The organism is Bacillus sp. ZY-1-1 (assembly GCF_003047165.1).
GTDB classification, from domain to species: domain Bacteria; phylum Bacillota; class Bacilli; order Bacillales; family Bacillaceae; genus Bacillus; species Bacillus velezensis.
The window spans coordinates 3374570-3399295 of record NZ_CP027061.1; the positions used below are offsets into that span (position 1 = coordinate 3374570).

Annotated in this window: 27 protein-coding genes and 3 pseudogenes; 9 read left to right on the forward strand and 21 right to left on the reverse strand. The window is 38.9% G+C overall.

Translation table 11 applies throughout. From position 1 onward, the window contains the following. Window positions 1–137: 137 nt before the first annotated feature. The 5 genes from C5I45_RS16825 to C5I45_RS16845 all read right to left on the reverse strand — a co-directional run bounded on the left by C5I45_RS16825 (window position 138) and on the right by C5I45_RS16845 (window position 5527). Window positions 138–323, reverse strand: coding sequence for a hypothetical protein (locus C5I45_RS16825; protein WP_015388652.1), 186 nt, complete (start codon window positions 321–323; stop codon window positions 138–140). Window positions 324–633: 310 nt separating this feature from the next. Further along, entirely contained in the window at window positions 634–936 is a 303-nt protein-coding gene (locus tag C5I45_RS16830; RefSeq protein WP_107994529.1) for an NUDIX hydrolase, read from the reverse strand. Window positions 937–1266: 330 nt separating this feature from the next. Further along, window positions 1267–2565, reverse strand: a complete 1299-nt coding sequence (locus tag C5I45_RS16835; protein WP_088037521.1) for an MFS transporter — start codon at window positions 2563–2565, stop codon at window positions 1267–1269. A 92-nt stretch (window positions 2566–2657) separates the two neighbouring features. Next, window positions 2658–4046, reverse strand: coding sequence for an aminotransferase-like domain-containing protein (locus C5I45_RS16840; RefSeq protein WP_003156116.1), 1389 nt, complete (start codon window positions 4044–4046; stop codon window positions 2658–2660). Between the two features lie 233 nt (window positions 4047–4279). Further along, complete coding sequence (locus C5I45_RS16845) at window positions 4280–5527, reverse strand: Zn-dependent hydrolase (RefSeq protein ID WP_003156117.1); 1248 nt, start codon at window positions 5525–5527, stop codon at window positions 4280–4282. A gap of 126 nt (window positions 5528–5653) precedes the next feature. Between C5I45_RS16845 and C5I45_RS16850 the strand changes: the two genes are divergently transcribed. Further along, entirely contained in the window at window positions 5654–6550 is an 897-nt protein-coding gene (locus C5I45_RS16850) for an AraC family transcriptional regulator (protein WP_071543300.1), read from the forward strand. A gap of 39 nt (window positions 6551–6589) precedes the next feature. Here C5I45_RS16850 and C5I45_RS16855 read toward each other — a convergent pair whose 3' ends face one another. From C5I45_RS16855 to C5I45_RS16870, 4 genes are all read right to left on the reverse strand, one after another. Continuing rightward, window positions 6590–7750, reverse strand: a complete 1161-nt coding sequence (locus tag C5I45_RS16855) for a M20 aminoacylase family protein (RefSeq protein WP_014304420.1) — start codon at window positions 7748–7750, stop codon at window positions 6590–6592. Window positions 7751–7800: 50 nt separating this feature from the next. Then, window positions 7801–9111 (reverse strand): SLC5/6 family protein, encoded by a 1311-nt coding sequence (locus C5I45_RS16860; RefSeq protein ID WP_196479392.1) that lies wholly within the window; start codon window positions 9109–9111, stop codon window positions 7801–7803. Window positions 9112–9188: 77 nt separating this feature from the next. Next, complete coding sequence (locus C5I45_RS16865) at window positions 9189–9566, reverse strand: RidA family protein (protein ID WP_003156121.1); 378 nt, start codon at window positions 9564–9566, stop codon at window positions 9189–9191. 138 nt (window positions 9567–9704) lie between these two features. Beyond that, complete coding sequence (locus C5I45_RS16870; protein ID WP_003156122.1) at window positions 9705–10370, reverse strand: GntR family transcriptional regulator; 666 nt, start codon at window positions 10368–10370, stop codon at window positions 9705–9707. 141 nt (window positions 10371–10511) lie between these two features. On the opposite strand from C5I45_RS16870, the gene C5I45_RS16875 reads away from it, so the two are divergent. Continuing rightward, window positions 10512–11708 carry a diaminopropionate ammonia-lyase gene (locus C5I45_RS16875; protein WP_014304418.1) on the forward strand — a complete coding sequence of 399 codons (1197 nt, stop codon included), beginning with the start codon at window positions 10512–10514 and terminating at the stop codon, window positions 11706–11708. Between the two features lie 105 nt (window positions 11709–11813). Here C5I45_RS16875 and C5I45_RS16880 read toward each other — a convergent pair whose 3' ends face one another. After that, window positions 11814–12290: a DinB family protein gene (locus C5I45_RS16880; RefSeq protein ID WP_003156125.1), complete on the reverse strand. Its 477-nt coding sequence runs from the start codon at window positions 12288–12290 to the stop codon at window positions 11814–11816. A 203-nt stretch (window positions 12291–12493) separates the two neighbouring features. Here C5I45_RS16880 and cotR point away from each other — a divergent pair, with 203 nt between their 5' ends. From cotR to C5I45_RS16895, 3 genes are all read left to right on the forward strand, one after another. Continuing rightward, complete coding sequence (cotR, locus tag C5I45_RS16885; protein ID WP_015388659.1) at window positions 12494–13462, forward strand: sporulation hydrolase CotR; 969 nt, start codon at window positions 12494–12496, stop codon at window positions 13460–13462. Window positions 13463–13713: 251 nt separating this feature from the next. After that, entirely contained in the window at window positions 13714–14031 is a 318-nt protein-coding gene (locus C5I45_RS16890; RefSeq protein WP_014304415.1) for a PadR family transcriptional regulator, read from the forward strand. Next, window positions 14018–14587, forward strand: a complete 570-nt coding sequence (locus C5I45_RS16895; RefSeq protein ID WP_024084925.1) for a DUF2812 domain-containing protein — start codon at window positions 14018–14020, stop codon at window positions 14585–14587. Before C5I45_RS16890 ends, C5I45_RS16895 begins: the two co-directional genes overlap by 14 nt. Before the next feature lie 106 nt (window positions 14588–14693). Here C5I45_RS16895 and C5I45_RS16900 read toward each other — a convergent pair whose 3' ends face one another. The 8 genes and pseudogenes from C5I45_RS16900 to C5I45_RS16935 form a co-directional block, all read right to left on the reverse strand. Then, window positions 14694–15374, reverse strand: a complete 681-nt coding sequence (locus C5I45_RS16900; RefSeq protein ID WP_003156132.1) for an aspartate/glutamate racemase family protein — start codon at window positions 15372–15374, stop codon at window positions 14694–14696. Between the two features lie 660 nt (window positions 15375–16034). Then, a complete protein-coding gene (locus C5I45_RS16905) occupies window positions 16035–16811 on the reverse strand; it encodes a sulfite exporter TauE/SafE family protein (protein WP_025853720.1) in 777 nt (258 codons plus the stop codon). A 59-nt stretch (window positions 16812–16870) separates the two neighbouring features. Next, entirely contained in the window at window positions 16871–17098 is a 228-nt protein-coding gene (locus tag C5I45_RS16910) for a sulfurtransferase TusA family protein (RefSeq protein WP_003156135.1), read from the reverse strand. Between the two features lie 33 nt (window positions 17099–17131). Further along, window positions 17132–18239 (reverse strand): annotated as a pseudogene (locus C5I45_RS16915) (MBL fold metallo-hydrolase); the annotation flags it as partial. A gap of 22 nt (window positions 18240–18261) precedes the next feature. Beyond that, window positions 18262–18831, reverse strand: a complete 570-nt coding sequence (locus C5I45_RS16920; protein WP_025853721.1) for a sulfurtransferase TusA family protein — start codon at window positions 18829–18831, stop codon at window positions 18262–18264. 66 nt (window positions 18832–18897) lie between these two features. Then, window positions 18898–19266: pseudogene (locus C5I45_RS16925) on the reverse strand (rhodanese-like domain-containing protein). Between the two features lie 45 nt (window positions 19267–19311). Next, a complete protein-coding gene (locus C5I45_RS16930) occupies window positions 19312–19794 on the reverse strand; it encodes a DsrE/DsrF/DrsH-like family protein (RefSeq protein ID WP_003156140.1) in 483 nt (160 codons plus the stop codon). Between the two features lie 167 nt (window positions 19795–19961). Next, window positions 19962–20222: a metal-sensitive transcriptional regulator gene (locus C5I45_RS16935; protein ID WP_003156141.1), complete on the reverse strand. Its 261-nt coding sequence runs from the start codon at window positions 20220–20222 to the stop codon at window positions 19962–19964. Between the two features lie 195 nt (window positions 20223–20417). Here C5I45_RS16935 and C5I45_RS16940 point away from each other — a divergent pair. Continuing rightward, window positions 20418–20580: pseudogene (locus C5I45_RS16940) on the forward strand (CarD family transcriptional regulator); the annotation flags it as partial. A gap of 602 nt (window positions 20581–21182) precedes the next feature. Here C5I45_RS16940 and cspC read toward each other — a convergent pair. Both cspC and C5I45_RS16950 read right to left on the reverse strand, forming a co-directional pair. Next, entirely contained in the window at window positions 21183–21386 is a 204-nt protein-coding gene (gene cspC / locus C5I45_RS16945) for a cold shock protein CspC (RefSeq protein ID WP_003156143.1), read from the reverse strand. A 556-nt stretch (window positions 21387–21942) separates the two neighbouring features. Then, complete coding sequence (locus C5I45_RS16950) at window positions 21943–22581, reverse strand: NAD(P)-dependent oxidoreductase (protein ID WP_014304412.1); 639 nt, start codon at window positions 22579–22581, stop codon at window positions 21943–21945. Between the two features lie 198 nt (window positions 22582–22779). On the opposite strand from C5I45_RS16950, the gene C5I45_RS16955 reads away from it, so the two are divergent. From C5I45_RS16955 to C5I45_RS16965, 3 genes are all read left to right on the forward strand, one after another. Beyond that, complete coding sequence (locus C5I45_RS16955) at window positions 22780–23223, forward strand: Rrf2 family transcriptional regulator (protein ID WP_014304411.1); 444 nt, start codon at window positions 22780–22782, stop codon at window positions 23221–23223. A gap of 95 nt (window positions 23224–23318) precedes the next feature. Next, window positions 23319–23516: an AAA family ATPase gene (locus tag C5I45_RS16960; protein WP_225630095.1), complete on the forward strand. Its 198-nt coding sequence runs from the start codon at window positions 23319–23321 to the stop codon at window positions 23514–23516. A gap of 54 nt (window positions 23517–23570) precedes the next feature. Continuing rightward, entirely contained in the window at window positions 23571–23912 is a 342-nt protein-coding gene (locus C5I45_RS16965; RefSeq protein WP_015239219.1) for an MmcQ/YjbR family DNA-binding protein, read from the forward strand. A gap of 264 nt (window positions 23913–24176) precedes the next feature. Here C5I45_RS16965 and C5I45_RS16970 read toward each other — a convergent pair whose 3' ends face one another. Continuing rightward, a complete protein-coding gene (locus tag C5I45_RS16970) occupies window positions 24177–24602 on the reverse strand; it encodes a MaoC family dehydratase (RefSeq protein ID WP_003156152.1) in 426 nt (141 codons plus the stop codon). Between the last annotated feature and the right edge of the window lie 124 nt (window positions 24603–24726).

The window sequence follows — 24726 nt, forward strand, 5'->3', positions numbered from 1 at the left end:
GTAAAAAGGGAGACTACGAAAAAACCAAGGGGTTAAACCCTTGGTTTTTTTGTAAAAATGATAAAAAGGATGCTGCACGCTGCAGCATCCTTCTGTACCAACTTTTTATTGAACGATTGGAAAGTATTTTTTGGCTTTTAGTTTGCTTGCTGTGTTTGTTTTACTGGTTCTTTGCTAAAAAGTCCGACAATGTTCCACAAGATAATAGCAGCAGCTATGATTACACGAGCCGTACTGACTTCTTGGTTAGTAAACAATTTATAGCCATATATTGATCCCAATGCTGCTATGCAAAAAATATTGAACCATTTACTCCAACGCAATTAGAAAACTCCTTATAAAAGATTACATTTCCAAACAATGTATTATAATATTAACAAATTTTTTCAATATTTAACCTTAAATTATTCTTAAGTGTCGTTCAAGTAAAAATCATTATTACTATTTTGTTTTTTCCTTGAAGAACGAGTACCTTACCCCTTCACCCTCCACAACCATTAATCAAAGTACGGGATTATCAGTATATTGTTCCCTGATTGTTATACAGCGCATTTCCTTTCATAAGCTTTTTAATCCCTTCGGTGTAATAAGGCAATCGTTGACTTGCCTGTTCAATATCAACCCATTCTATTTTCAATATTTCTTGAGCATTTTTAATCCCTTCTTTCCCTCCTGTAACTTTTGCTTCAAATGTAAAAAATATATGGCGTGATGATTTCTCTTTATAAATTTCGCTTCATTAACAGCTAGTATATTCCCAATTTCAACTTCCAGCCCTGTTTCTTCATATACCTCACGTACAGCTGCTTCTATTAGATTTTCATTAAGCTCAACTTTTCCGCCCGGAAGTGACCAATGCCCCTCATGATTATCTGCCATTACTATCTGATTGAACTCATTTCTGATCAATGCGTATACAACTTTAACTTCTTCCACATGACTCTCCTTTACTAAAAATATTTTTTAACCGATAATTTATTTTCCGTATATTTACTATAAAGAATATAAAGGGATATAACAGCTATTTTTTGTAATACATCAAACTTACAACCGTTCAAACGCATCATTTGTATCGTTTTAGAACCTTTTTTAAAAACGACAGTCTATTGAGCAGAGCAAATAAGAGTAAACTTTAAAAATAAAAGAGAACATAAAAAATACCAAAGGCCGTTACACCCTTGGTATCATTGAGATGCAGCCGGGAGGACTTACGCTTCATGGGTTTTTCAACCACGGGAGCCTCGCACTGCTTTTAAACATAAGATACTATTCCTTACTTCCAAGCGACCATATCACCACCGGGATTAATAATAACGATAATATCCCTCCGCCAAGTGATAATGTCAGGTAACCGGCACCTGCTACGACCATTCCGGACAATGCTCCGCCGGCGGCTCCGGACAACGCAATCAAAACATCCACAGTACCTTGGGTTTTAGCCCGTGTTGACGTTTCAGTTGAATCAACAATCAGTGCCGTTCCGCTTATCAAACCAAAATTCCATCCTAACCCGAGCAAAGACAGAGCAATGACCATAAGAATCATAGAATCTCCCGGTGCAAATGCTGATATGAGCCCTGCCAAAAGCAGCGTCATTCCGGAAGATACAGCCATTACAGTACGGCCTAATTTATCCGCAAGCACACCTGTCACCAAAGAAGGGAGATACATGGCGCCTATATGAAAACCGATAACAAGACCTACCGCTCCTAAGCCATGGCCGTGATGTCTCATATGGACCGGTGTCATTGTCATAATAGCAGTCATTACAATTTGAGTAAGAATCATAACCGCCGCACCCGCAATAATACCTTTTTTGTTCTCTGTGTGTTCGTCGGCGGTCACTTGTCCTCTATCATCAGGTGTTTGGCCGGCAATTTCTATTGTTCTTGCTATGACTAAAGGGTCAGGACGTAGCATGATGAAAAGAGTAACACCTGCCAACATATATGCTGCCGCCGCTAAAATGAATGGACCCGCCAGTGACGGAACACCAATGGAGCGAGCGAAGTTCCCCATTACATTCACTAAATTCGGGCCTGCAACGGCACCGAATGTGGTAAAAACCATAGTCATACTGACAGCAGTCGCCCGCTGTTTATGATTTGCCAAGTCCGTACCCGCATAACGGGCCTGCAGATTTGTCGCTGTTCCCGCACCATAAATAATCAAAGAAGCAAACAGCAGAAACACACTATTTAAAATAGCCGCAATGATGACTCCTATCGCTCCCAGTCCGCCAATCATAAATCCGGCTGAAAGACCTGTCCGGCGGCCGTAACGCTGAGAAAGCCTCCCCACAAATAACGCGGCGCCTGCTGATCCTAAGGTAAATAAAGCAGAGGGCACACCGGCAAACGCATCTGTACCAAGCATTTGCTGTGCAATAAGCGCACCGACAGTCACTCCGGCCGCCAACCCTGCGCCGCCGAAAATTTGTGAAAGACTGACGACAAACAAAGTACGCTTATATAATCTTTTTTGTTTATCAGAAGAACCTATGAATTGCTCCAATAATGCCGATTGAGTATCTGACCCTTTTGCACTGTCTTTGTGAAGCATAATCCGACCTGCCTTTCTATAACCTCCAACAGATTTGGATTATCATAACACGCACAAAAAAACCATACAATATAGTAATTGTATGGCGGACAATATTAGATAAGCTCATCCAGCAGGCGTTTAAGAATCAGCAGTCCCTGCTCAAGCTCCCCAAGCGTTTTCGGTGCACAGACAGACACCCTTACAGCCCTTTCCGGACAACTGTTCCCGACGACAAAACGTTCAGCCGCGTATACTTGCACTCCATGCTGTGCGGCTGATTTTTCAAATGCAGCACCTGTCATATTTCCGGGTAACAGCAACCATCGAAAGATTCCCGTCTCAGCACCTGCACACGTATAGCCGTTTAAATATTGATCGACCATTTTGTTTCTGCGAATAGTCTGTTCACGATGACTGTCAATTAAGATTTCAAATTGATTCGATACGATTGTGCGTGCAGTGAGTTCTGCTAACAGCGGGGAAACGGTTATATTTAAATTGTAAAGCGCCTTTGAAATCGGCTCCTTATATTGACTCGGGACGGCGACATACGCCATCCTTAACCCTGGTGCCAGTGATTTTGATAAACCGGCAATGTGAATGACCTGTTCCGGTGCAAATGATGCGATTGCCGGAAGCGGATTCTTGCCAAGAAGATGGTACGAGGCATCTTCAATAATGAATCGGTTATATTTTTTTGCGATTTTCGCGATCATTTTTCGATTCTCAACAGACATAAAGGACGCTGTCGGATTATGATAATCCGGGATGAGGTAGATGCCTTTAATATTTTCATTTTTACACGCGTACTCAAATGAGACAGGGCTCATTTCATTGTTCTCTGATTTGATCGGCACAATTTGCACACTCAGCATTGAAGCGGCCGTTTTCAAGCCTGGGTATGTATGGTGATCAACTCCAATGCGGTCTCCCGGTTTACAAAGACTCGCCAATGCCGCGGCAATCGCATTTTGCCCGCCGTTTGCAAATAAAATGTGATCAACGGACGTTTCAAATCCGCCTCTTCGAATCAGCTTAACAGCCGCATCTTTATGCCAAAGACTTTCACCCGTCCGGCCATAGCCAAACCACTTTTCATAATCTTCCTCTTGCAGCATACTTTTCAGCTGGAGCAGCAGCGGCTCATAAGAAGCCTGATCCGGAAGCGTCGCCCCCATTTCAATCAGATGCTTCGGCTTTGTATCCTCCAGCAGATACGCATTCGATAACGCATCATAAGCAACAAATGTCCCGCTCCCGACAGAGGCACTCAGCAGACCCTTTAACTCGCAGACTTTAAAAGCCTTTGAAATGGTGCTTACATTTAAATCCAAAAAATCAGCCAGTTCTCTCTGAGGAGGCAGTTTGGTTCCGGGTAATAAAACTTCTTGTAATATATCCTGTTCTAATTTCTCTGCAATCGCTTTATAAATGGGTTTTTCCGTTTTATCAATCGCCGGCTTCCAGCTCATCGGATAGTTTTCAAAAGAATTGATCGGCATGATATGCATCCTTTTTCATTCAATTATATGATCACACCGTTTATAAAACAATTTTAACAGACGCAAAAGTTGATATAAAAAAAGCCAAAGGCGGTTAAACCTTTGGCATGATTGATACGCCGGGAAAAATTGAACTTTCATCAGAGATATCAATGATGAGAAGGGCTTTTCTGTACGACACTCTCTATCTTCACTCTTTATCTCGATTTGTATTCCTTGATGTTCCCGTTTCCTTAGTTAGAAGAAAGATCACTAACGACATCTAATAATACATTGACACCTGCAGCCAAGTCATGATCTTTCGTGTATTCTTCAGGATTATGGCTGATCCCCTCTATACTGGGAACGAAAATCATAGCCGTCGGACAGATGCGGGCCATCATTTGTGCATCGTGCCCGGCACCGGATGTCATCCGTTTTGACTCCAGTCCGCGTTTATTGGCAGCCCGCTCAATTAATGCAACAATGTTTTTATCAAATACAACGGGATTGAAACGGACTAATTGTTCAGATGTGATAGATACGTTTTCAGCCTCTTCCAAATCTTTCAGGTAATCGTCCAGTGCTGATTCTTCTTCTTGAAGTCTCTTTTCGTCCGGATCTCGCAAATCAACTGTAAGTGCTGCCAATGATGGAATGACATTGATAGCATTTGGCTCAAAACTGATTGTTCCGACCGTGGCGACAGTTTGGCCGTTAGACATATTGGCACGTTTGCGCAAATACGTTATGATTTGTGCGGCTGCATGCCCGGCATCCTGACGCATATCAGTCGGAGTTGTCCCGGCATGATTTGAAACGCCTTGAACCGTTATACGCTGCCAGGAAATCCCTTGCAAATTCTCAACGGCACCGACCGGAATGCCTGTTTTGTCTAAAATCGGCCCCTGCTCAACATGAAGCTCAATAAAGGCGTGCGGTGTTAAAAAGCCGGGCTTTTCTGTTCCCTCATATCCTATACGTTTAAGTTCTTCACCCAGTTTCGTCCCATCCGTACCGCGGGTCTGAAGCGCCTTTTCTAAAGAAAGTCCTCCGGCGAATACGAGTGATCCCATCATATCTGGAGTATATCGCACACCTTCCTCATTGGTAAAAGCCGCCATGACAATCGGACGCTCCGGTTTGAAGCCGGACTCCTTTAAAGCGTTTATGACTTCAAGTCCCGAAATAACCCCGTAACATCCATCGTAAATACCCGCGTTGATGACCGTGTCGATATGAGAGCCGATCATAATGGGCGCATCATTATTCTGATCAGAACCGTACCATACCCCGAAAATATTTCCGATTTTATCAATCATAACCTCTAAGCCTGCTTCTTCCATCCATGTTACCAATAAGTCCCGTCCCGCCTTATCTTCATCGGAAGCAGCTAACCTTGTGAGTCTGTCATTGCGGTCACGTCCGATTTCACCAAGCTCCTTAAGACGGCTGAGTAAACGTTCAGAATTAATGTAAAGGTTCACATGTTCAGATGCCATTTTGCATTCCTCCCTGTACTGAGTCAATCGCTTCATAGATATAACAATAATGTTATGATATATAAGAATTCATCATCTTAATACCAATATTGGATTTAAAAATATAAGTATATTGAGGTGTTTAACATGCAAACGCAAAACTTTCTGATGGATGACAGTCTGCAAGATTTGACGAAACACCATACAATTGTTATGCCGGTTGCTTGCTATGAAAAAACCATTAAGAACCATTTGCACGGATATATTCCCCTTCATTGGCATGATGAAATTCAATTCGTGCTTATAATAAAAGGAGAAGCGCTGTTCCAAGTAAATGAGGAATGGGTGGTTGTCCGTCAAGGCGACGGGCTGTTTATTAACAGCGGCTGCCTGCATATGACAAAGGAGCATGGCAGTTCAGATTGTCTTTATATCTGTTTAAATGTCTCCCCGCATTTCGTTTTATCACAGGAACTCTACACGAGCTATGTAAAACCTTTGATTCACGCAACGAATGTCCCTTACTTATATATCCACGCAGACGACCCTTTAGAAAAAAATATTCTGAATGCTGTATTAGAGATCCACAAATGCATCGAGCAAAAATCACCCTTTTATGAAATAGATATCACGATGAAACTTACGTCTGTTTGGAAACACTTAATCGCCAATTGCTTCCACCTTGAATGTATCGAAACAGAATGGTTGAAGAACCAAAGGATGAAGAATATGCTGAGCTGGATCCATCAGCATTATGCTGAAAAAATCACATTGGAGGATATTGCGAAAGCCGGGCAGCTAAGCCGTTCTGAGTGCTGCCGCTATTTCAAGCGCTTTTTAAAATGTTCTCCGTTACACTACGTTATAGATTACAGAATTCAAAAAAGCTTATATTTATTGCAGCAAAGAGATGCGAGTGTGACAGACATTTCTTATCAAGTTGGTTTTAACAGCACAAGTTATTTCATCAGCAGGTTCAGACATGCCATGAAGATGACGCCGCTGGCTTATAAAAAACAAAAAAACAAAGAAAGACAGCACTGACTGATTCAGTAATTGCTGTTTTTCTTTGTTTCATGTGTTTTAGGATAAGCGAATTTTAACTAATTCCGCAAAATACGCTGCACCGGTTAAAAGAATGTCATCATTAAAATCATATGACGGGCTGTGTAATGGAATATGGCCCTTTTGATCATGCTCATCCCCATTGCCAAGAAAAACAAATACACCGGGAACCTTCTCTAAAAAAGCCGAGAAATCTTCTGAAATCATCATCTGATTTATGTTAGAAGTGACATTCTCTTTTCCGGCTGTTTTGGCAGCAGCTTCAACAGTAAACCCGACATATTCTTCCCAATTCGTCGTTGGAGCAAATTCATGTGTATACTCAAACTGACACTCCGCACCATGCATCTCACAAATCCCGGCACTGATAGTCCTCATTTTTTCTTCGAGAAAACGTCGGATGTCAGGAGAATAACTCCGCGTATCACCTTTGATTTCCACATAAGTCGGAATCGCATTCCTCACCCCGTCTGTTACGATTTCCGTACAGGATATAACGGCAGGAACGCTTGGATCTAAATTTCTGGACACAATAGTCTGTAAGGCGAGAATAATTTGCGACGCTATGACCAATGGATCAATACTCATATGAGGGCGGGCTGCATGAGCGCCTTTTCCTTTAATCCGGATGACAAAGTTATCTTCACCGGCCATAATTCCCCCGGGGCGGGTTGCAAAAGTACCCGCCGGCAATCCAGGCATATTATGCAATCCGTAAATTTCATCGAGCGGAAATTGTTCAAAAAGTCCATCCTCAATCATAGCCCTCGCACCCTTGCCCGGTTCTTCCGCCGGTTGAAAAATAAAACACACGGTGCCGTTAAAATGTTGTCTTTCACTCAATATTTTAGCTGTCCCAAGAAGGATTGCCATATGTCCGTCATGACCGCAGGCATGCATTTTCCCTTTATTTTTAGACACATACGAATGATCTGCTGCTTCAGTGAAGTGTAATGCGTCCAGTTCCGCTCTGATTCCTATAACCTTTGATCCTTCTCCCGCTTTTAAGGTGGCGACTATACCTGTTCCGCCCAGACCCGAACAAACGCTTACTCCCATTTTTTTTAATTCTTCAGCAATATACGCTGAGGTCATGTGTTCTTCAAAAGCTGTTTCAGGTATCATATGGAGGTCATGTCTCCATTTTATTAATTGATCTTTCATTGTGATATCATTCATAAAGACCACTCCAATATAATCATTAAATAGAAAGCGTTTACAAAAAATAATTAAAATAAAGCAAAAATAATTGCCGAAACAGTGATGACACCAATAATCGTAACAAAAACATTACTGATTTTATTTCGATACATTTTTAATACTGGCAGCTTACGAATGGCATACATAGGGAGCAGCAATAGAATAACAGCCCCTATCGGTCCGCTGATGCTTTCAATGATGCCTAGAATACTTGGGTTGATATAAGCTATTAGCCAGCAAGTGACAAACATAAAAAACAGAATGATAAAATCTGTTTTTTTCTTATTATTTCTTGATGGAAAAACCTCAACAATGATATCCCGCATGGCCTCATAGGCTCCTATATAATGTCCTAAAAAGGATTTCGTAATTGCGACAAATGCGATAATCGGGGAAAGACAAGCAATAAACACTGAATGAAAATGGTTGGCGAGATAAGTGAGAATTGAGATGTTTTGTTTCTTTGCCATAGCAAGATCTGCCGGCGACAAACTGAATACACAGCTGTATACAAAAAATAAAACAGTAAGCGTCATCAATATATAACTGTATTTTTGTATTTGGGCACATTTATCATCAGCAAATTTGTCTCCATAACACTGCCTTTGAGCTACAACGAATGGTGAAATCATTGAATAATGATTAAATGAAAGCACCAGGACAGGGAATGTCATCCATACCGTCATGAACATCCCTTGTCCTGATCCGGATAATGATAAGTGTGTGACATCCAAAATGGCTGTATTCCATTTAGGTATCAGATAGATCCCCATCAAACATAACGAACCTATAAATGGATAAACTAACAAACTCATAGTCTTCATGACCGCATCCTGACCAAAACGCACGATAAATAGTAATCCTGCTATCAGAAATCCGGCAGTTAAACCCCTTGGCGGCTCTGACATGTTCATTTGATTCACAATAAAGCTTTGAGCTGTATTTGTAATGGCAACTGAATACATTAACAGGATGCTGTAAATCGCAAGAAAATAAATGACAGTGAATACTCTTCTTGCTTTCGCTCCAAAGTATTCTCCTGTCACCGCTAAAATCCCGTCTGTTGCAGAACCTGCTGATAAAACAAATCTGGCCAAAGCTCTGTGAGAAAAGTACGTAATCGGAAAAGCCAGAACAGTGATGATCATCAGAGGCAGAATGCCCCCTATTCCCGCATTAATTGGCAAAAAAAGCACGCCCGCGCCTATTGCTGTGCCAAACAGGCCTAAGACCCAAATTGTATTTTGCCTGCACCATTTAGCCGGATCTTCATAAGAGGCATTATTCGATGAAGAACTCCGGCACCGCACATCCACATCCTGTTCTATAGACATATTTATCCTCCCGAAAAAAGAATGTCATGCTCTGGAATATCACGAATTACCATGAAGTCGGGCAGCTTTTCACTCGTATATATTTATCCGGAATACGCGATGACTTCAATTTCAATCTGTACATCTTTAGGCAACCGGCTTACTTCAATTGTGGATCTCGCAGGACGATGGTCTCCAAGATATTTACCATATTCCTCGTTAACAGCTTGAAAATCACCTAAATTTTTAAGAAAAATAGTCGTTTTCACTATATTTTCAATTTTTAAATCCTCTGATTTCAGAATGGATTCAATATTTTTTAAAACTTGAATCGTTTGTTCCCTAATATCAGCCGGAACTTCATCCGTGTTTGGATTAACAGGAAGCTGTCCTGATAAAAATAAAAAATCTTGTACTTTAATGCCTTGAGAATAAGGTCCGATCGCTTTTGGTGCTTTTTCTGTGAAAACTGCTTTTAACATAATAATCACCTTCTCCTTATTGATATAAGATTCAAAATATTCTTCATAAAAAACTGAATTGCTTTCAGTTAAGAGTAATATATCACATATCTCATATTAGTCAAATGAAAAATTCATACAAAAAAGCCTGACGAGTTGTCAGGCTTTTAATTGGCTGTTTAAAATGATTCGAGTCAGACTGTTTTCCCAATTACTCCTTATGGCATTCAGTCCTTGTTTAAGATCTTTATTCCTCATTGCGTCTAATATTTGATAGTGTTCACTGCAGGATGCATTCATTGCGTGATTTTGACTGAAATACCGAATTTCAATTCTCTGTATTTTCGTTTTTTGTCCTTGCAGTAATTTCTGCAGTTCAGTATTATTTGAGACTTCAATGATCTTTTGATGAAAGGCATTATCCAATTCCAGCGCTTTTACCTTATCATCCATCTCCATGATTGCATTCATTTGCTTATTTAATTTTTCCATCTCGTCTATATGATCTTGCGTAAATCTTGAAAGTGCCTGTTCAAAAGCGAGACACTCGAGAGACCAAACGACCGAGTAAACCTCTTTCGCATTTTCCAGGTCAATAGGTGCTACCACTGTCCACCGATTGGCTTTCGTTATGACAAGACCTTCATTTTCAAGCTGAAGCAACGCCTCCCGGACCGGCGTGCGGCTGATTCCGAGTGTCTCAGATAGATCTTGATTTCTCAGTCTTTCTCCCGGCTCAAGCTTACCTGTTATAATCCACTCTCTCAGAAACTGATAAGCTTCAACTTTCATAAATGTTCGTTTTAATTGGTGCTGTTGGTTCATTGTCACGTTTCCACCTCTTTAAAACATCATTTTACATGTAATATACCACATTTCAGTATATCGTTTGCGAAAAAGAAGAGTTGCTTTACATTCCGATCCATGTATAATGTGATATATCACATATTGGAAGGGTGAAGAAATTTGTTTGCGAATATTGATTGGGTTTCGAATCATTTCAGATCTGATACGTTACCTCAGGAATCTTCCTATTTCTCTGCAGAGGAAACAAAAAAAGCGCTTCATTTTCATTCCGGCATTCCCGGCTATCAAGCAACACCGCTTCACTCGTTAAGAGGTCTCGCACAATATCTCGGCATAAACAGTCTTTATGTCAAAGATGAATCTAAACGGTTTAGCCTTAATGCTTTTAAAAGCTTGGGTGCTTCATATGCGATTGCTTCTTACTATTGTGAAAAACTTAAAATCGACCTTAATTCCATTCATTTTAACGAATTGGTTGAACTTGTAAAAAGCGCTCCTTCTGCTACATTTGCTACAGCTACCGACGGTAATCACGGAAAGGGACTGGCATGGGCGGCTTCTCTTTTTGGACAGAAAGCAAAGGTATATATGCCGAAAGGTTCTTCTCCCGCGAGATTGGAAGCCATTAAACATTTAGGTGCTGATGCGTACATTACAGATTTAAATTATGATGACACTGTTCAAATGGCGGCAGATTTATCTGAGAAACATCATTGGATTTTAGTTCAGGATACGGCTTGGGAAGGATACCAGCAAATTCCTCTCTCTATCATGCAAGGATATACAACAATTATTGCAGAAATATACAAACAAAATGAAGATTTCTTCAATACAATCAGTCATGTTATCCTTCAGGCTGGAGTGGGATCTTTCGCTGCTTCAATGGCAGCTTCCCTATTAAATGTAAAAAGCGGGAATAAGCCCATAATCTCCATAGTTGAACCCGAAAGCGCAAATTGTCTGTACCAGTCAGCCCAAAGCGCCTCTGGATCACCTGTCCGAGTATACGGTGATCTTTCTACAATGATGGCTGGGCTTGCCTGCGGCGAACCCAACCCATTCGGTTGGAACATTTTGAGAACAAGCAGTGATTATTTCTTTTCCTGTAATGACAAGATAAGCGCATTGGGGATGAGAATATTGGGTAATCCTATTGATTCGGATCCAAAGATTATTTCTGGTGAGTCAGGTTCCGTACCATTAGGTTTGCTGCATGAGTTAAGTAGAAATACTTCAATGGAACAGATAAAGAAGAAATTAGAATTAGATCAGTCATCTAATGTGTTAATCATTAATACAGAAGGTGATACTGATCCGGAAAATTATCGGAAAGCGGTTTGGGGAACAGATCATTAAAACAACGGCAACATGTTTGTTTTAACAATTTATAAAAAGCCTTAACTTTGGGTGAAGTTAAGGCTTCCGTTATTTCCCCTTCCCGTGTAAAACTCAATCATTTAACTAGTCCCAAATTAAAGGCCTGTCAACCTCAGCAGTTCTGAGGTAGTCTAAAAGCTGACCCGTATGTACAGACTCATGGTAAGCGATTCTTAATAACATGTCTCCCAGTTCGCGAATATATCCAACATCAGACCTGTCAATCTTTATATTTGTTAAATCTGTTTCGTTTAACGATTTGATGAATGTCAAAAACGCGGCCCGATACGGTTTTGCAAATTCTAATTCTTCGTTTACTGTGGTAAACGTTTTTGATTCATAAGGATTAATAGTTTCCTCTGAAAACTCACTCATATTTTTCATTAAAATTTGATGATAAAGAAATTCCGCTTCTAATACATGTCTTATCATTTCCTTGCACGACATGGCTTCGGAGTCCGGGCGCCAGTCCATTTTTTCCTCAGGTACAGCTGTCCATAACTTGATGCTTCGCCGTCTTACCTCTTCAAAATGTAAAACAATAAGGTCAATTGTATTCAAGTATTTTCCCCCTTTTATTTTTAAATAATAATTCTCCTTCTTCCCGGAAAAAACCTCTTCAAATAAAAAACATATCCTTTCCCGACTCGCCGGATTGATAATCAAACTATTTTTAAGATAAGGAGATATTCATTCATCCATACAATAGACTCTGGCTGAACATATACTGAATGATAGTTTTCATCAGAAAGGAGAAATCAGCTTTGGCAAAATATCGGATCATGACCTTTGACGGGGGCGGTACCTTAGGTGCTTTAAGTTTACAACTATTGAACAGACTGGCTGAAGAAAATCCGGCATTAATAAGCCGAACCCATGTATTTGCGGGAAATTCAATCGGTTCATTTACTGCCCTGGCATTAGCAAGCGGAAGATCTCCGAAGGAAACACTTCAGTATTTTGAGGATGAAATCCTGCCCGCATTCAGCACTTCCCGGCCGGGCGGACCTGTTTTTAATCAGCAATTACCCTATTCCGGTTTTATTAAAGCGGTACGAAACTTTTTCCCGCCAGGCCTTCGTCTTAAAGATGTAAGAAAACGAATTGTTGTCCCTTCATTCAAATTATACTCCCCGGCACTGGATCGTTGGACGCCCGTATTATTTCACAACTTTCCCGGCTCTCCCTATTTAAATGAGAAAGTGAGTGATGTCATACTGCGGAGCAGCGGTGCTCCCGCGACACAGCGCGCCTATCAAAACTACGTGGACGGATATGTAGTGGCAACGAACCCCAGTACGGCCAGTATCGCGTTTGCGGTTGGTAAAGCCAACGTGTCATTGGATCAAATTGCGGCGCTATCCATCGGTACAGGTGAAGCCCCGACTCGGTTAAGAAGAGATACGAGGGGATGGGGAATGGTAAGTGCGGATAACATACGTCCCGAAAATCTGAAGAACCTTCCTCCAAATTGGGGAGTCCTTTTGGACAGGTCGCCTAATGAACCTTTACTGCCATTTCTTCAGATGATCTCCGGCGGAAATGGCTACTATGAATCCATGGTCAGCGCGAATCTGCTGGGAGATCGCTTTTTCCGGTTAGATCCGCGGATTCCTAACTTCTCCAAAACAGACCCTTCCGTGGTTCCCGCTGTCATTGAAATTGCAAACAAAACCAACTTACAGCCTGCGAATACATTTATAGAGAAAAACTGGAACGACAGCGCTAAATAAGCAAGAAGTTTACATCATCATACAATGAACAAAAAATACCAAGGGACTCAAACCCTTGGTATTTTTAATGCGTTCAATCGGGCCATTTATTGAATAGAACTGCCCCAGAAGTCGCTTCCCATTACGTAAAGAAAGCGACTTTTTAGATTTGATTTTCAAGTTCCTTTTACAAATTTTGAAAAGGCCATTGACTATTCAGTTGTACTGTATTAAGTTTAACTATATAGTCGAACTGAATAGAGGATGAGGATATGAAACATAAATTATTACCGCTGTCTGAAACCATGCATTATATTTTATTAGCTCTCCGTGAGCCGCTTCATGGCTATGCCGCCATGCAGAAGATCGAAAAGATGAGTAACGGAACTGTTATTTTAGCAGCCGGCACATTATACGGCGCGATTGAAAATTTGAATAAGCATGGCTGGATTGAGCCTGTTGGAGAATCAGGCCGGAGAAAAGTCTATAAGATAACTGCGGAAGGAAGCGCCATTTTGAAGATGGAACAAAACAGGTTACTGCATATTTTATCCCTGCACGAAGGAAGTGAATCGAATGAAGAAATTTAAGATGTTTTTTGATATTGAAAAAGAGGAGCAATGGCTGAACGAGCAACTACAAAAAGGCTATCGCTGTACAAATATCAGCGGATTAGGAATATACACTTTCGAAAAAACCGACAAAAAATATGTGATGAGACTGGATTATCAAGATTATTTATCAAAGAAAAAATTTAAAGAGTACAAAGAGATCTATGAAGACTTCGGCTGGGTTTATATAAACAGCCCATGGCTTAGCGGAACTCGGTATTGGCAAAAAGAAAATGATGATCAAAATGAAATCTTTTCGGATCGCCAATCAAAGAGTAATTATTATAAAAGACTAATGGGGTTTTCATCTTGTTTTGGTTTACTGTGCTTGTTTTATTCTTATTTGATTTACAAGGATTCGGGTTTATATTTAACTGAAGGTCTGTGGAGTATGGAAAGCGCAATGTTTTGGAAAGCATTTTTATTTGAAACTCCATTTGCCCTGTTGAGGTCGCTTCCCGCCCTTATGGCTGTTCTATTTGGCTGCAGTTTCTATAAAACGTATCGAAAGTATTCAATGTTAAAAGAACAATAACACGGGGAAGTTACATTCAAAGAAGTAATTGAGGATCATGCATCTGCCGAAGCCGGGCGCTTTAAAGGAAAAAAAGCGCCCTGAATTTGCTGATAAATCAGATGACTTATTTTGTTAATGATACATACTTATTTACAATGGCTTGAGCGAGACAGGCTGATGAATCAACAATAGTAAGTCCGCTTCTTTTTTGGTCCGTGACCATATTTAAATCCGTACATGCAATGATAACCGTATCAGCCTTTTCTGCTAAGTCATGGTGTAATTCATCATATAATGTACCAGCCTCATCGATTTGACCTTGTTTAATTTTTTCTATTATTTGATCGACATAGATTTGCCAACTATCTTGATGTAAAAAATCATAACCTTCTCTGTTTAACGCTTCTTGAAATATTCCAGATTGAACCGTAGGAACGGTGGCTAAAAGAGCTGCTTTTTTTGAGCCTTTAGGTATTTTTTTTATGGTTTCATCAATCATGTTCAGTAAAGGGACTGAAATCGATTTTTTTATTTGATTAAAATAGAGATGTGCGGTATTACATGGGATGGCAATAAAATCAACACCCGTTTTTTCAAGCTTTACAGCACCCTTAATAATTGCATTTTCCATGTCCGTATGATTGAGAGGTTTATTCATGTAGAAAGGTGTCGGACAGGAATAAATCATCATATGTGGAAAATCCGTGTCATGTATTGCTCCATATATTTTTTGGCACTCGTCTACGACTTTATCTACAAATGGCCCAGTAGATTTTGGCCCCATTCCTGCCAGTATTCCAATCATAATTGTCCTCCTCTGTAAAAATGTGTACGAATACGATCACGATGAGTTATTCTTGTGTTTCTCATCTGAATCTGCTCTCATTTCTTTTCTGGCTTTCTTCTCCTATTTTATCATTTCATTAATTGAAAAAGGGCTTTAAAAAAGATAGCTGGCAAACCAGACGACTTGCTTTAAGTAACGGCGCAGCCGCAAACAAAAAAATACCAAAAACCTCAGAACCCTTGGTATCATTGTGATGCGGCTGAGAGGACTTGAACCTCAATGGGTTATTCACCCGCTGGGCCATCAATAAAGTGAAACTGTGTTTTCTATTACAAAACCTTTATATATTAGTGTTTGTTTATATTGATCATGTTATTTTACAAAGATTTATTCATATTGTGGAGTAAAAATGGAGTCGTTTTTTTCATCACCAGAAAGTTACATGACATGTCTTGGGTGCCATGTTTGTTAAAATCACCATCTTCGGTTTAAAACGTACAGGTTTATAGTGTTCCAAAACGCTGTCCTAAATGCAAAAAAATACTGGACGCAACTAAGTCAAATGTTTTTCACGGTACTATAGTCAAGACTTGCCCAAGTCACCATTATCAAAAAGAATTAATAAGAAACCAACGGGTGATGAATCTTTTAATCTTTCATTTTACCCGCTGACTCATATCAAAGGAGCTTTAACCAAATTTTAATAGCTGTCGCACTTATTAATAACGCTAAAATCCATTGCAGGAATTTTGTATTTGCTTTTTGCCCAACTGATGCGCCAATAGGAGAAGCAATCAAACTGGCAATCATAAGAACCAGAGCCGGTGTAAAAAGAACCTGGCCCGTGATTACTTTTCCAACTGTTGCGCCAATAGATGAAAGAAATGTAATCGCAAGAGATGAAGCGACTGTGATTCTAACAGGGATATTTAAAATCGATAACATAATGGGGACCAGGATAAAGGCGCCGCCAGCTCCTAAAATACCTGATACGCCGCCAATGAGAAACGCTAGGGACGAAGCCAACCATTTATTAAATATCACTTCTTCGTCTTCGCTATGTTCTTGTCCTTTTTTTTGTATAAACATTAAAATAACTGATAGTATAGCCAGAATTCCGTATATAAAGTTAATTCCTTTTTCAGATATATAATGAGAAAAGTAACTCCCCAATACACTCCCTAAAAGGATGCTGCTTCCCATGTACATAATTAATGCTTTATTTAAAAAACCACTTTTACGATAAGCCCAAACACCCCCAAGTGTCGCAAAGAAAACTTGAATAGCCCCTATCCCTGAAACTTCATGGGCAGTTAATGACATCACTCCCACTAAAGAAGGAATGTATAATAGCATTGGATAATTAATAACTGATCCGCCAATACCCATCATTCCGGAAATAAAGGCACCAATAAACCCTATAATGAAAAGAGTTGTGATAAAAGCAATATCCATTTTGGTTCCTCCTTTCAAAGAAAAAGGGCATCTTTGTATTCGATACCCTTTCACATTCATTAGCCTTTTTTAATCCAGAATTTTAATACATCGCCTTCATCAGTTTGCTCTAAAAGATCATGCCCGCCTGATTTAGACCAAGCTGCAAGATCATTTTTAGCTCCCTTATCTGTTGCATGCACTTCTAATATTTGACCTGATTCCAGTTCATTCATCGCTTTCTTTGTTCTGACGATTGGCATTGGGCATGCCAGGCCTTTTGCGTCTAATACTTTATCTGATTTCATGTTCATCTCTCCTCTTTTTAATAGAAACTTGAGTTACCGTATTGCACAGCGGTTTGGACCAATCTCCATTTCACGCTGTTTTTCTTCATCTGGGCTGATTTTCCCCATGTTTGTTTCTCGAATCTCTTGGTATGCATTTGGCTGCGGAGGCAAATGATCTGTTACTAAGTGTCTGAATTCTGTTTCATCCGCAATGTTCAAACCATGGTTCTCGCTAAATAATGTACTTAGTTTTTTACCAACACTTCCATCCTTATTTAGCTCGTCAATGATCATAAAGTGTGCCGGTAATACAATTAAATCCTGTGACAACGCGTTGTAACGGCTATAAAGCGTTGTTCTTAAATCTCCTGCCCAATCTTCTGCCATACCGGCTAAGTCTGGTCTGCCAATTGAATCAATAAACAAGATATCACCTGAAAGAAGATACTGATCATCGACAATGAAAGAAGTGGAACCAATCGTGTGCCCCGGAGAATAAATCGGTTGAATTTTAATCTTTGTATTTCCGATGGTCATGTCGTTCCCTTCTTCCAACGGCTGATAATCGAATACCGCTTCTTCAGCATCTTTAGGCGGTAACCAGTAGGCTGCTTTTGTTTTTTCAGCAATGACTCTGCCGCCTGAAATATGGTCCGCGTGAAGGTGTGTATCAAATACGTGAGTAATCGTCGCACTCTTCTCCTTCGCAAAATCCATAAAGAAATCTACCATACGTGTCGCATCAATAATCGCCGCTTCACCATTGGAAATGACCATGTATGATAGGCAGCCTTTACCGATTCGAACAAACTGATACATCTCACCGCCATCTTTTAAATCCCCGACTTTTACCGGCTCTAAATGTTCGCTCCATGCTTTCATTCCGCCCTTAAGATAGGATACAGAATGACCTGCTTCAGAAAGCATTTCGGATACCATGACAGATGAACCTTCTTTTGCACAAACGACCAGCACATCTTTATCAGAAGGAATTTTCTCCAAGATATCTTCTACGCCATCTAAAAGATCGAAATACGGTACATTTAAATGGTCAAAATCATGTCCTTCAATCTTCCAATCGCTAAAGTCATTTTCATTACGTACATCCAAAATAAATAAAGGTTCTTTGTGAAAGATTTTTTGTGTGACTTCTTTTGCGGTAAGTGCTTGCACGGTCATGTTTACATACCTCCTTTTTCTGTTTTACCTGTCCAGTCCCGCATACCGGGAATAACATTAATAACCTTTTTAAAACCTTGTTTTTTCATGGTGTGAGCTGCCATTTCACTTCTTCTTCCTGAATGGCAAATAATATAAATTTCATCATTTTTGTTTAATTCGTTAAAGCGCTTTTCCACTTCGCCAAGAGGGATATGCACCGCTCCGGGGATATGGGCTTCTTCATACTCCTCTATCTCTCGTACATCTAAAATGTGAAGAGACTCATCACGATCCACTTTCTGTGTGAAAGCTTCTAATGAAATCTCAGGAATTGAAGATGCATTTTCTGATGAATGCTCTCCTCCTTTTCGAAGAAAGTGACGAAGGACTTCTCCCTCTGTTTCAGTACCTAAATATTCATGGCCTGAGCTTTTTGCCCATGCTTGCAGATCTGCCGCCGATCCTTTATCTGTTGCTTGAATTTCTAATAGGTCACCAGCTTTTAATTCTTTTATTTTCTTCTTTGTTTTTACGATAGGCATTGGGCATGACAAACCTTTAGCGTCTAATACAATATTTGCTTTCACGATTTTTTTCCTCCTTTTCTTATATAGGGGCGGGGGTATATAAATATGCAAAAAGTTATTTCCTGGATGTTAATACCATGTATTCATACCGCCTTTTATATTTGTGATATTTTTAAACCCGTGTTTCTTCAATATTTTACTTGCCTTTACACTTCTGATTCCGCTTTGGCAGATCACAAAGACGTCTTTGTCTTTCGAAAGTTGATGAGTTTGACGAGGCAAGATAGACAAAGGAATTTTTTTGAATCCTTTAATATGCCTTGTACAGAACTCATAAGAAGTTCACACATCTATAAACTGTTTGTCTTTGTTTTCCGCCTCCGATTTTAAATCAGCAGTTGTTATTTGTTTAACACCATGCAATGGGAAAAAACGTCGAAATACGATCCAAAGTAAAAATAAAATGAGTAAAGTATTGAACATTACTCCGCTATTCATAGTGTTATATCCCCCCTTCACTTATTCAATTTGCAATGGATAACATTAAATAAATAAGTTGACATTGCCTTCCTCAGCATCTGCCAAATAAGCAGCTACACCAGCATAGTCGATATCATCTAATAGTTCTTTTTCCTGTAAACCAAGAAGATCCATTGTCATCGTACAAGCTACGAGCTTTACCCCCTGTTCTTGAGCCATCTCAATCAACTGAGGCAACGTAAGTGCATTATGCTTTTTCATCACATTTTTAATCATTTTAGGGCCCATACCTGCAAAGTTCATTTTAGATAAACCCATCTTATCGGCACCGCGAGGCATCATCTTTCCAAACATTTTTTCAAGAAATCCTTTTTTCACTGGAATCAGCTCTTCTTTACGTAAAGCGTTTAATCCCCAAAAAGTATGGAAGATCGTCACTTCATGATCGTAGGCAGCAGCACCATTTGCAATAATATAGGCTGCCATTGCTTTATCATATTCCCCGCTAAATAAAACAATTGTTGTGCGTTTTGTTTGTTTTGTCATGTTTATTCTCCTGACCAATCACTATTACCCCTGGGGGTATATTGAAATTAAAAATTTTTTCGAAAGATCTCCTATTATTCAATTCAATATATAAAATACCGGTAGGGGTATATTATAATAAATATAAAAATTCGTCAACCTTAAAGATGATAGGTTGATGAATTTTTTTATCGGCTCTTTACCAATAAGTCGACCGCTTCTTTTACTAAGTGTTGTGTGTCTTCTCCCTTTTCTAAACTTTCACGAACACAATGTTCAAGGTTTGTGCTCACAATCAAACCCATTGCTCGATCGATCGCATTACGTGAAGCAGCTAATTGGGTCACAACCTCTCTGCAATCTTTTCCTTGTTCCATCATGGTCAATACACCTTTTATCTGTCCTTCTATCCGGCGTAAGCGATTTTTAATCTTTTGATCATATTCCATGCGTTGAACTCCTTCTTTGAAATTTATATATTTGCATGTTATCCACTATCATTTCATACTGCGCTTTATCACACTACATTATTAACCAGATAATGTTTGTGAATCAATATTATACCCTTACAGGTATACTGTCAATTTTCAAGACGGCATGAGAATGATTTTAAAGAGTTAATATTAGTATCCCCTGTTTAATCACAAGAAGACGCTGAAGTTGTACGTGATTTAATGCGTATGAAGAAAGAGAAAGCACTTAATTCAAGCGAAAAAAAAAATGTTGGATAATGCATATGAATTTTTGATTAGTGAACTGGAAGTCATTAAAGGAATCACTGAAAAACAAATAAAAAGTTTCTGTTAAGATTAATGACAGATAAGTTTTTCAGAATATTACGATCAGACGTTCAACTTCTTCAACTTACTTTTTAAACATTAACCGCTTTTATTACTCCTCAATCTAATTTGTTTTATTTTTTTCTTCAACGAACACTTGAATTCTCGATGAAATAGTCACTTGATTTTTGTAATCCTGATTCACCCTGGCACGGACAAGGAGCCGTAACGATGGAAGAGAGGCAGGGCTTTCATTGTTTTAGGTCTAAGTGATTATTTCCGGAAGAAAAAACAACCACTCTCCCCTTTATCTTTCAGAATTTCTTACATCTCTTGCGACAGTGAATAGCAGTTGTTTATCTTATTTCATAAAAAAGATATGCGAATTGTAACAAAGAATAACATACCGTTACCTTGAGAACATAAAAACAAATCATCTATATATATTCCACATATCGTCAATCCGGTATGTTATACTGTAAACAATCCTTTGAGGTTTTAAACCTTTTTCTTACCTTGTAGCATCTGTCCCTACTCGAACGTTGAGTAGGGTTTTTTATTCAGTATGATACAGAGAACATAAAAAAACAGGCCCTATATAAAGAGCCTGTTTGTATAAACGATTGAAGATTAAGCAGTTTTTTGAACGTTAGCAGCTTGAGCTCCACGAGCACCTTGCTCAACGTCAAACGTTACTTTTTGACCTTCGTCTAAAGATTTGAATCCGTCACTTTGGATTGCAGAAAAGTGTACGAATACATCGTCTCCATTTTCACGTTCGATAAATCCAAAACCTTTTTCTGCATTAAACCATTTAACTGTACCTTGTTCCATTTTTGTTGCCTCCTAGTGTATTACACATTGTATTACTATCCTTGCCCAAAGTATCATCAAGACGAAAAGTCGATATTCATACTATCCTTTACACGAACAAAAATAATTCTCCTTTATCATAGCACGAAACGGAAATAACTGCAAATTAATATCATGTTTCATTCAGGGTTTTATTTGTTAAACGTGCGGCAGGTTTTTTAGTGAGAACCTTCATTTGGAATTTAGAAGTTTTGACGGACCCCTTACCGTACTTAATAATAAATATCATGTTGATAGGTGTATTTTCAAAAAGCCCACTCACGAAAACGAGTGGGTTTACAAAAGCTCTAACTAACCCGCAAAGGTTTTAGTCAGAGCTATTTATTTTTTGATCCAACTCACTAAGCGCCTACTCTGTCATCAGCTCGATAATATTCATTGGAACGTGATAAATCCCCTTTTTCATAAAAATAATCAGCTACTCTGATTGCAAAGTTTTCAATGTCTCCGTACATTCTTAGGAGGAAGATACCATTAGCGATGACGCTAATGGCGCCCTTTGTTTCTACTCAGTAACTTATTCAGCTTCTCCCACAACTGTAAAGCGTTCATTTATATGTTTTGGATTTTCTATTTCATCCAATACTGCAATTGCATAGTCTGCATAGCTGATATAACTTTCGCCTTTCGAGTTCACAAGAAGATGATCTTTTCCTGACTGATAAAACCCAGTTCTTTTCCCGTCTGGGTCAAATACCGCTGAAGGACTGATAAATGTCCAGTTCATATCAGAAGTTTCCTTTAGCTCTTGCAAGTTACGACCTTGCCCTTTAGCTGTTGGAATAAAAATCTCCGGGAAATCAGGTGTATCCATTACACTGACAGTTTTATTTTCGTCTACATAAAGACTCCCTGCTCCGCCTACAATTACTGCTCTTGTACCCATTCCTTTTAATGCCCTAATTAATGCCCGGCCAGCATCTACATGTGCCTGTTCTTCTCCTAATGGAGCTCCGAAGGCATTAATTACTACATCTAATTTTTTTAGATCATCCGATGTCAGATCAATTATATTTTTTTCAATGATTGAAATCTTTTCCTCTTTAAGTTTTGCAGCATCTCTTACAATTGCAGTTACTTCATGTCCCCTGCTTACCGCTTCTTTCAAGATAAGACTTCCAGCTTTTCCGGTTGCACCAATGATTCCAATTTTCAATTTAAAGTCCTCCTAATCATTCAAAATTTTAAATGTAACCAAATTGATTACATGTAATAATTTTAGTTACACCTTATTTATTTGTCAATACTTTTATCATCTTGTTAATTGAGCATATTAGAGTGAAATAAACTTGTAATACATTCAGTTACAAGTGTACTATAAAGAGTGTAAAGTAATTAGGATGGTGAAGAAATCATGTCTATTAGCAGCCGTTTTGCTGTAGGAATTCATATATTGGCTCTTATTGAAATAAATGAAGACGGAATCAGCACTTCTGAATTTTTAGCTGGAAGTGTAAATACAAATCCCGCCTTAATAAGAAAAATTATGGGGATGCTGAAAAAAGCAGGTTTAGTAAATGTACGGCCAGGTATTGCAGGAGCTGAATTAGCGAAGGATTTAACTGAAATCACCTTACTTGATGTTTATAGAGCAGTTAATGTTGTTCAAGATAAAGAATTGTTTAGTATACATGAAAATCCCAATCCTCAATGTCCTGTAGGCCGGAACATACAAAGTACAATTGGTCCAATATTTGAAATCGCCCAATCTGCCTTGGAAAAAGCTCTTGGACATATAACAATTGAGGATGTGGTAAAGGATATTATCGAAAAAGAAAAAACGGCCGATAATTGTTAAATGATTCACAGAAAATCTTTTATCAGACTGGGGATAAGAAAAATCAATAAAACAAAAAGGGACTGGATCATATTGAATCCAGCCCCGAATTGATATTGATTTTAGATTTAGATTACGGTAAGGGATATAAAAATGCTCATGATAAAGAGAAAAAATTAACGACAATGCACACGATGCCAGATTCTTTAATAGGGCGTGAGTATTACTATCCAACAACTCAAGGTTCAGAAGCTAAGTTCAAACAAAGACTTGAGGAAATCTCGGATTGGTATAAAAGAAACCGCAAATCTTAGTTTGAACGAATATGTTCTGTATATAAAAATAATGAGGTATGGAGTGAATTGATAATGAATTATGATGAAATAAAAGATTACTGCCTAACCTTTCCAAACTCTTATGAAGACCACCCTTTTGGAGATGGTTGGACTGCAATTCGGCACAAAGGGAATAAGAAAATATTTGCACTTATCTTCACTCGCGACGAACACTTATGTGTCAACCTTAAATGCGAACCTGAAAGGGCTGATTTTCTGCGTGGTCTTTTTGAAGAAATCAAGCCCGGATACCATATGAACAAGGAGCATTGGAATACGCTTACCTTAGATGAGGGACTCCCAGAGCATCAAATCCATGACATGGTAAAGTACAGCTTTGAACTGACAAAACCAAAAAGTAAAAAGGAAACATAACATCGAAGGATAGAACGCTCATTATAGATATTCATCCGGTGCAATGATACAGAGGAATATGCAAAAAACCTCAAGGTAGCAATTTTTAAATTCGTATTTACGAGATGATTTTTTCGTTATTGTGAGTCCTTTGTTTCTCGACATAGGTTGAACAAATAAAAAAAGAGCAGACTCAAAGTCCACTCAATTAATTAAGATGATTGCTCATTTCATCCAGACACCTATAAAAAATGAAAGGTGACGATGATATGCCGCAAAGGTCATTTAGCGTTTAATTAATACTGATAACTCACCTTCAAACACTTTTTCCTCTTTCTGATTATAGGTAGATAACAATACAGTAAGTATCCCCGTCTGGCTTTTATTTGGTTTTTTATCAATAACCTTAACAATAGTGTTCAGTTTATCATTAGGGTAAACGGGTGCTAGGAATTTTATATTATTCATTCCTGTCCCAGCAATAATATCGTCTTCATGACACCCTTCTTCAATCCAAAGCTTAAAAGTAATAGATAACGTTTGTATTCCAGAAGCAATAATTCCATTAAACCTGCCCATTTTTGCTTTTTCTTCATTTAAATGCATGTACTGTGGATCATACACTTCTGCAAAATTCATTATATTCTCTTTTGTTAATTCAAAAGATTTAGTTTGAAAAACCTGCCCGATGGTAAATTCATCCAACTTCATAAATAAATCTCCTTGAATCTAAACTTTATTATTAAATCTACGTAGCATTTTAACATACTGGCTCTCACACAACAACTTAACGGTAAAACAATTGTTCCCCTATCAGGAATGAACAAGCACATTG

Bases quoted from the DNA above. Each gene is read 5' to 3' on its own strand.
- C5I45_RS16840 (WP_003156116.1), bottom strand. From the start codon at position 4,046: ATGCCGATCAATTCTTTTGAAAACTATCCGATGAGCTGGAAGCCGGCG.
- C5I45_RS16845 (WP_003156117.1), bottom strand. From the start codon at position 5,527: ATGGCATCTGAACATGTGAACCTTTACATTAATTCTGAACGTTTACTC.
- C5I45_RS16850 (WP_071543300.1), top strand. From the start codon at position 5,654: ATGCAAACGCAAAACTTTCTGATGGATGACAGTCTGCAAGATTTGACG.
- C5I45_RS16855 (WP_014304420.1), bottom strand. From the start codon at position 7,750: ATGAATGATATCACAATGAAAGATCAATTAATAAAATGGAGACATGAC.
- C5I45_RS16865 (WP_003156121.1), bottom strand. From the start codon at position 9,566: ATGTTAAAAGCAGTTTTCACAGAAAAAGCACCAAAAGCGATCGGACCT.
- C5I45_RS16870 (WP_003156122.1), bottom strand. From the start codon at position 10,370: ATGAACCAACAGCACCAATTAAAACGAACATTTATGAAAGTTGAAGCT.
- C5I45_RS16890 (WP_014304415.1), top strand. From the start codon at position 13,714: ATGAAACATAAATTATTACCGCTGTCTGAAACCATGCATTATATTTTA.
- C5I45_RS16895 (WP_024084925.1), top strand. From the start codon at position 14,018: ATGAAGAAATTTAAGATGTTTTTTGATATTGAAAAAGAGGAGCAATGG.
- C5I45_RS16900 (WP_003156132.1), bottom strand. From the start codon at position 15,374: ATGATTGGAATACTGGCAGGAATGGGGCCAAAATCTACTGGGCCATTT.
- C5I45_RS16905 (WP_025853720.1), bottom strand. From the start codon at position 16,811: ATGGATATTGCTTTTATCACAACTCTTTTCATTATAGGGTTTATTGGT.
- C5I45_RS16910 (WP_003156135.1), bottom strand. From the start codon at position 17,098: ATGAAATCAGATAAAGTATTAGACGCAAAAGGCCTGGCATGCCCAATG.
- C5I45_RS16930 (WP_003156140.1), bottom strand. From the start codon at position 19,794: ATGACAAAACAAACAAAACGCACAACAATTGTTTTATTTAGCGGGGAA.
- C5I45_RS16935 (WP_003156141.1), bottom strand. From the start codon at position 20,222: ATGGAATATGATCAAAAGATTAAAAATCGCTTACGCCGGATAGAAGGA.
- cspC (WP_003156143.1), bottom strand. From the start codon at position 21,386: ATGGAACAAGGTACAGTTAAATGGTTTAATGCAGAAAAAGGTTTTGGA.
- C5I45_RS16955 (WP_014304411.1), top strand. From the start codon at position 22,780: ATGTCTATTAGCAGCCGTTTTGCTGTAGGAATTCATATATTGGCTCTT.
- C5I45_RS16965 (WP_015239219.1), top strand. From the start codon at position 23,571: ATGAATTATGATGAAATAAAAGATTACTGCCTAACCTTTCCAAACTCT.
- C5I45_RS16970 (WP_003156152.1), bottom strand. From the start codon at position 24,602: ATGAAGTTGGATGAATTTACCATCGGGCAGGTTTTTCAAACTAAATCT.